Source organism: Pseudomonadales bacterium (assembly GCA_013215025.1).
Taxonomy (GTDB): domain Bacteria; phylum Pseudomonadota; class Gammaproteobacteria; order Pseudomonadales; family DT-91; genus DT-91.
Window position 1 is genome coordinate 1 of record JABSRR010000195.1, and the last position, 4,882, is coordinate 4,882.

General features: G+C 43.9%; 6 protein-coding genes. 3 read left to right on the forward strand and 3 right to left on the reverse strand.

Features of this window, described 5'->3' with window-relative positions:
• Window positions 1–47: 47 nt before the first annotated feature.
• The 3 genes from HRU21_11525 to HRU21_11535 all read left to right on the forward strand — a co-directional run bounded on the left by HRU21_11525 (window position 48) and on the right by HRU21_11535 (window position 2,159).
• Window positions 48–275, forward strand: a complete 228-nt coding sequence (locus HRU21_11525; protein ID NRA42918.1) for a hypothetical protein — start codon at window positions 48–50, stop codon at window positions 273–275.
• Window positions 276–484: 209 nt separating this feature from the next.
• Window positions 485–1,354, forward strand: coding sequence for a DUF692 domain-containing protein (locus HRU21_11530; GenBank protein NRA42919.1), 870 nt, complete (start codon window positions 485–487; stop codon window positions 1,352–1,354).
• Window positions 1,355–1,388: 34 nt separating this feature from the next.
• Entirely contained in the window at window positions 1,389–2,159 is a 771-nt protein-coding gene (locus tag HRU21_11535; GenBank protein NRA42920.1) for a putative DNA-binding domain-containing protein, read from the forward strand.
• On the opposite strand, the gene HRU21_11540 is transcribed toward HRU21_11535, so the two are convergent.
• The 3 genes from HRU21_11540 to HRU21_11550 are packed head-to-tail and all read right to left on the reverse strand — an operon-like array spanning window position 2,156 to window position 4,794.
• On the reverse strand, window positions 2,156–2,923 hold the full coding sequence (locus HRU21_11540; protein ID NRA42921.1) for an ATP-binding cassette domain-containing protein: 768 nt from the start codon (window positions 2,921–2,923) through the stop codon (window positions 2,156–2,158). The genes HRU21_11535 and HRU21_11540 overlap by 4 nt on opposite strands.
• Window positions 2,923–3,960, reverse strand: coding sequence for an iron ABC transporter permease (locus HRU21_11545; protein NRA42922.1), 1,038 nt, complete (start codon window positions 3,958–3,960; stop codon window positions 2,923–2,925). Before HRU21_11545 ends, HRU21_11540 begins: the two co-directional genes overlap by 1 nt.
• Window positions 3,961–3,981: 21 nt before the next feature.
• Entirely contained in the window at window positions 3,982–4,794 is an 813-nt protein-coding gene (locus HRU21_11550) for an ABC transporter substrate-binding protein (GenBank protein NRA42923.1), read from the reverse strand.
• Between the last annotated feature and the right edge of the window lie 88 nt (window positions 4,795–4,882).

Consider the following 4,882-nt stretch of genomic DNA (forward strand, 5'->3'; position numbering starts at 1 on the left):
CAGCTAAATCCAACAAAACTTTATCGCTTGCTTTATCGGCAGCATTCTTGGCCTCTGCAGCTGCACCAGCAGTCGCTGACGTTAACCCGTTTCAATTAAACCCGCTGTCATCAGGCTATGATGTTGTCAGTAAAGGCGGCCATGAAGGTAAATGTGGTGAAGGTAAATGCGGTGGCGAAAAAGGCGATTCAGAAGGCAAATGCGGTGAAGGCAAATGCGGCGGCGAAAAAGGCGATTCTGAAGGTAAATGTGGCGAAGGTAAGTGTGGTCACTGATAAACTAACCCCTTATCGTTTCTAATTGAGTCTAACAATGCCGGCACCAGCTGCCGGCAAAATCCTCTCTTATGCATGTTTTCGGTAACGCAATATAAGTTTTCGGTTGATATGCGCTTTGCAAGAAAATTCGCTAAAACAGATGGACGATAAGTCAGACTCTCTCACTTAACATCTAATCTAAATCACTAAAATCTACTGAGATAACTATGCCACAATTAGCTAGCCACATTGATGATAGCTGCCTGTCGGGCAAAGGCATAGGTCTTCGTCGCGGAATGATTGATGCACTTTCTAACTATTTACAATCTCGACCTGATGCCATCGATTTCCTCGAAGTCGCACCTGAAAATTGGATAGGCATGGGTGGGCGTTTTGCTAAAAAGTTTCGTGCGCTAACTGAGCAGTACCCACTCACGCTTCACGGGCTATCATTAAATCTTGGTGGCTTTGCGCCACTGGATGAAGCATTAATCACTGCAATCAAAGATTTTATTGATACCCATTCTTGTCCAATTTATTCCGAGCACTTGAGCTATTGTGGTGATGAAGGGCAAATGTATGACTTAATGCCAATTCCATTTTCCGCTGAAGCTGTTCAGCATACTGCAGAAAGGATTCAGCGGGTGCAAGACTTATTAGGTCAACGCATTGCTATTGAAAACGTCTCTTATTATGCGGCACCTTTTCAAGACATGCCTGAAGTTGAATTTATTAATGCCGTGCTTAGGCAAGCCGATTGTGATCTTTTGTTAGATGTTAATAATATCTATGTTAACAGCATCAATCACGGCTATGATGCCAAGCAGTTTTTATTAGATCTACCACTGGATAAAGTCAGCTATATGCATATAGCTGGACATTATGTTGAGGCGGATGATTTACGCGTGGATACTCACGGTAGTGATGTTATCGATCCGGTATGGGATCTATTGCAGCTTGCCTATAGTCAAGTTGGCGTTAAACCAACGCTTCTTGAGCGAGATTTTAATTACCCTGAAATGCCAGTCTTAATGCATGAGGTTGAAAAAATTGCGCGCTATCAAAGTTTGCAGCTTGCTCAGCCAGCGTCAGCCTAGCGTATTGTGATATTTAATGACGGTAGCTTGAGCCATGCCTGAGTTGAATCTAAAAGAACAGCAGCAACTGTTTACTGCGTACCTTCGTGACCCCGCAAATAATCTTGCGCCTGCAGGTATCGAAGACAGGCGCTTGACCATTTATCGCGATTTGTTTTTTAACAATATCGAAGGTTTTTTAGCATCGGCATTTCCGGTATTTAAAAGCCTGCATGACGAACAGAGCTGGCTTAATTTAGTGCGCGAATTTTTCGCACAACACCGCTGCGAAACACCGTATTTTTTATCAATCAGTGAGGAATTTTTAGCCTATATAGATAATGATACATTGCCACTGCATCAGCGTTTTCCATTCGCGAAAGAGCTTTGCCATTATGAATGGGTTGAATTGGCATTAGATGTTGCTGAGGATGATCAACAGCAGGGCCTTCAATTTGATGCCAACGGTGATGTTTTAGCCCATCCGGTATGTTTATCACCGCTTGCTTGGCCTTTAATATATAGCTGGCCAGTGCATGAAATTGGCCCTGAGCACATTCCGGCGCAGTTGCCTGAGCAGCCGAGTTGTTTAGTGGTTTATCGTACCCGCTTAGACAAAATCGAATTTTTACAGACTAACCCAGCTACCATTCAGTTGCTGCAGCTGATCAAAGAAAATCCTGAGCTGAAGGGGCAAGATATTCTCGAATGTTTAGCCGAGATGCTCGGTCAAGCAGGTAGTTCAGCCGTTATTGACTATGGTTTACAAACGCTGGAGCAGTTGAAAACCATGGGCATTGTGCTCGGCACAGTCAATAGCAATTAGTTGACGACAACGACTGGGTGTTGATGAACAGGGTGCGTAAGTACGCTGCTTTCTACCTGAAAAACCTCGCGAATATTTTCTGCAGTAAGCATTTCAGCGGTGGTGCCTTGTAAATGTATGGACTGTTGGTGAATAAAACACAGTTTGTCAGCATAATGACTGGCTAGATTCACATCGTGCACTACGGCAATCACGCCAATCTTTTGCTCAGTTAATTGTTTTAAGGCAGTGAATGCCTCATGCATCATGCTAATGTCCATGGCAGAGCTACATTCGTCCAACAATAAAAAGCGATGTTGCTGCTCTGATTGTAAAATTTGACCAACCACGCGCGCAAGCTGACAACGTTGTTGTTGCCCTCCAGACAGCTCAAGATAGGACTTATCCCAGATAGCATCGAGTTTAAAGAGCGCTTTAACATGCTGCATGATGTGTGATTTCTTGTCGCTGCTCTCAGAAAAAATCAGCCCCATTGCAATAATGTCTTTGACCGCAAAGCTGAATGTCATAGTCACCTGTTGCGGCATTACAGCGCGTAACGATGCTAAGGTCTTGGGTTTTAGCTGGTTTACCTCGCAGTCATTAATACGTATTGAGCCCGAATACTCTATATCGCCGGCAATTGCTTTAAGCAATGTAGACTTACCTGCGCCGTTGGGGCCGCAAATAGCAATAAATTGGCCATTTTCACAACATAAATTGACTTGTTGCAAAATATTTTTCGATTGTAGCGTGATGGATGCGTCACAAATATCGATAGCCATCAGAGTTTACCTTGTCGTTTATGTTTAAGCAGTAAACCTAAAAAGAAGGGGCCACCAATAAGCGACATAATAAGGCCAATAGGTAGTTCGGCAGGGCTCACAATCACTCGGCTTATGACATCGGCAATCATCAATAAACTTGCTCCGAATAACATTGACGCTGGTATCAATAATCGATGATCAGCGCCCACTAACATCCGCATCATATGAGGCACAACTAATCCTAAAAACCCAATCACACCGCTGATAGCAACGCAGCAACCAACGATTAAGCTAGTGAGCATAATAATCATGCGTTTGATGAATACTACATTGTGACCAATATGGGCGGCAACGGCCTCCCCCATAAGCAAACAGTTTAATGCATGCCGAAAATACAATAATCCAATGCTGGCAGGTATTATTAAGCAGGCGGCAATAGTAATTTGCTGCCAAGTTGTTTTTGCAACACTGCCCAAATTCCAGAATGTGAGATCGCGTAATTGGTTGTCGTCGGCTAAATAACTTAAAAAACCAATACCTGCAAAACATATGGCATTGATGGCTACACCTGCTAACAGCAGTAAGGCTGTATCAGTATGGCCATGATTGCTGGCAATTTGAAAGGCGACAAAAGTTGCCACTAAGCCACCTAAAAAGGCAAAGGCTGGCAACAAGAAAGGCCCAGCTAGATTATATTGACTAAATAACGTAGGCCCCACGACAATAACAAAAATAGCCCCTAAGGCTGCACCACTGGATACACCAATTAGTGAGGGGTCAGCCAGAGGGTTGCGAAACAAGCCCTGGGTGCAAACGCCTGCTACTGATAAGCCTAAACCAACTAAAACGGCGGTTAAGGTGCGTGGTAATCGCAGCTCTGTCATTACATATTCACTAAGACGGAGGTTTGCCTCTATCAATTGCTCGCTTATACGAGCGTCAATAATGGCAATAAAATCCTGCCATGATATAGATACTGCACCCACCAATAGTGAAGCAATGACGCTCGCTAAAATGGTGAGGCACAGCAGGATGAAGGTAAGGCTTAATTTCATAAATAGCTTCGAACAGGCTCGCTAGTATGCAGTGTCAACGATTTGCTTCACACCACTCGCTAGGCGCGGACCAAAGCCTAGTAAGTCTTCACTTTTACCGACTAAGATGCGATTGTTTTTATAAGCGCTGGTGAATGCAAATTGTTCTTTGATCTTCGCGTCAAAGGCATTGTGCTGCGAAATGATAATGACATCAGGGTCGATATTAATAACCGCTTCTTTCGATAACGGTTTATACGACTGAAAACTTGCGCCTGCATTTTCAATACCTGAGATTTTAAGCATGGCATCCGCTTGAGTACCTTGTCCGGCGGCCATAAGCTGGTTGCCGCGCATACCTAAAAAGAAAAGCGCATTTACAGGCTTTTGGTCGGTTGGAACCATAGCAAGGCTTTGATCAATTGACTCTTGCATAGTATCAATGAGCGCTTGTGCTGCCTGTTCACGCTTTAACATTTTGCCTAAGGTTAAAATCTTTGTCTTTGTGCCAGCTACTGTATAAGGCTGGTCGATGACGGTGATATCAACACCGGATTGCTTAAGCTGAGCAATTACAGCTTGCGGGCCAGCTGCACTGGTGGTGATAATTTGTGTTGGCTGCAGCGATAAAATACCCTCAGCTGATAGGGCGCGCATATAACCTACATTAGGTAGCTCTGTTGCGGCTTTAGGGTGCTTGCTGGTTGAATCAACGGCCACTAAATTTTTAGCTGCATTTAATTGATAAATGATCTCGGTGATGGCACCGCCGATAGAGATAAGTCGAGGTTGTAATGCATCAGCCTGACTAAATTGACTGACTACCATTGCTAAACAAAAGATAAGATAGCGCATAAAAGACTCCGAAAAAAAAGCCCATCTGAGATGGGCTAGTGTGCAATAAAATAATGGCTTATTCGCTGGCAGATGCGCCATGATAAGC

Coding starts and splice junctions, on each gene's coding strand:
- HRU21_11530 (NRA42919.1), top strand. CDS start 485: ATGCCACAATTAGCTAGCCACATTGATGATAGCTGCCTGTCGGGCAAA.
- HRU21_11535 (NRA42920.1), top strand. CDS start 1,389: ATGCCTGAGTTGAATCTAAAAGAACAGCAGCAACTGTTTACTGCGTAC.
- HRU21_11540 (NRA42921.1), bottom strand. CDS start 2,923: ATGGCTATCGATATTTGTGACGCATCCATCACGCTACAATCGAAAAAT.
- HRU21_11545 (NRA42922.1), bottom strand. CDS start 3,960: ATGAAATTAAGCCTTACCTTCATCCTGCTGTGCCTCACCATTTTAGCG.
- HRU21_11550 (NRA42923.1), bottom strand. CDS start 4,794: ATGCGCTATCTTATCTTTTGTTTAGCAATGGTAGTCAGTCAATTTAGT.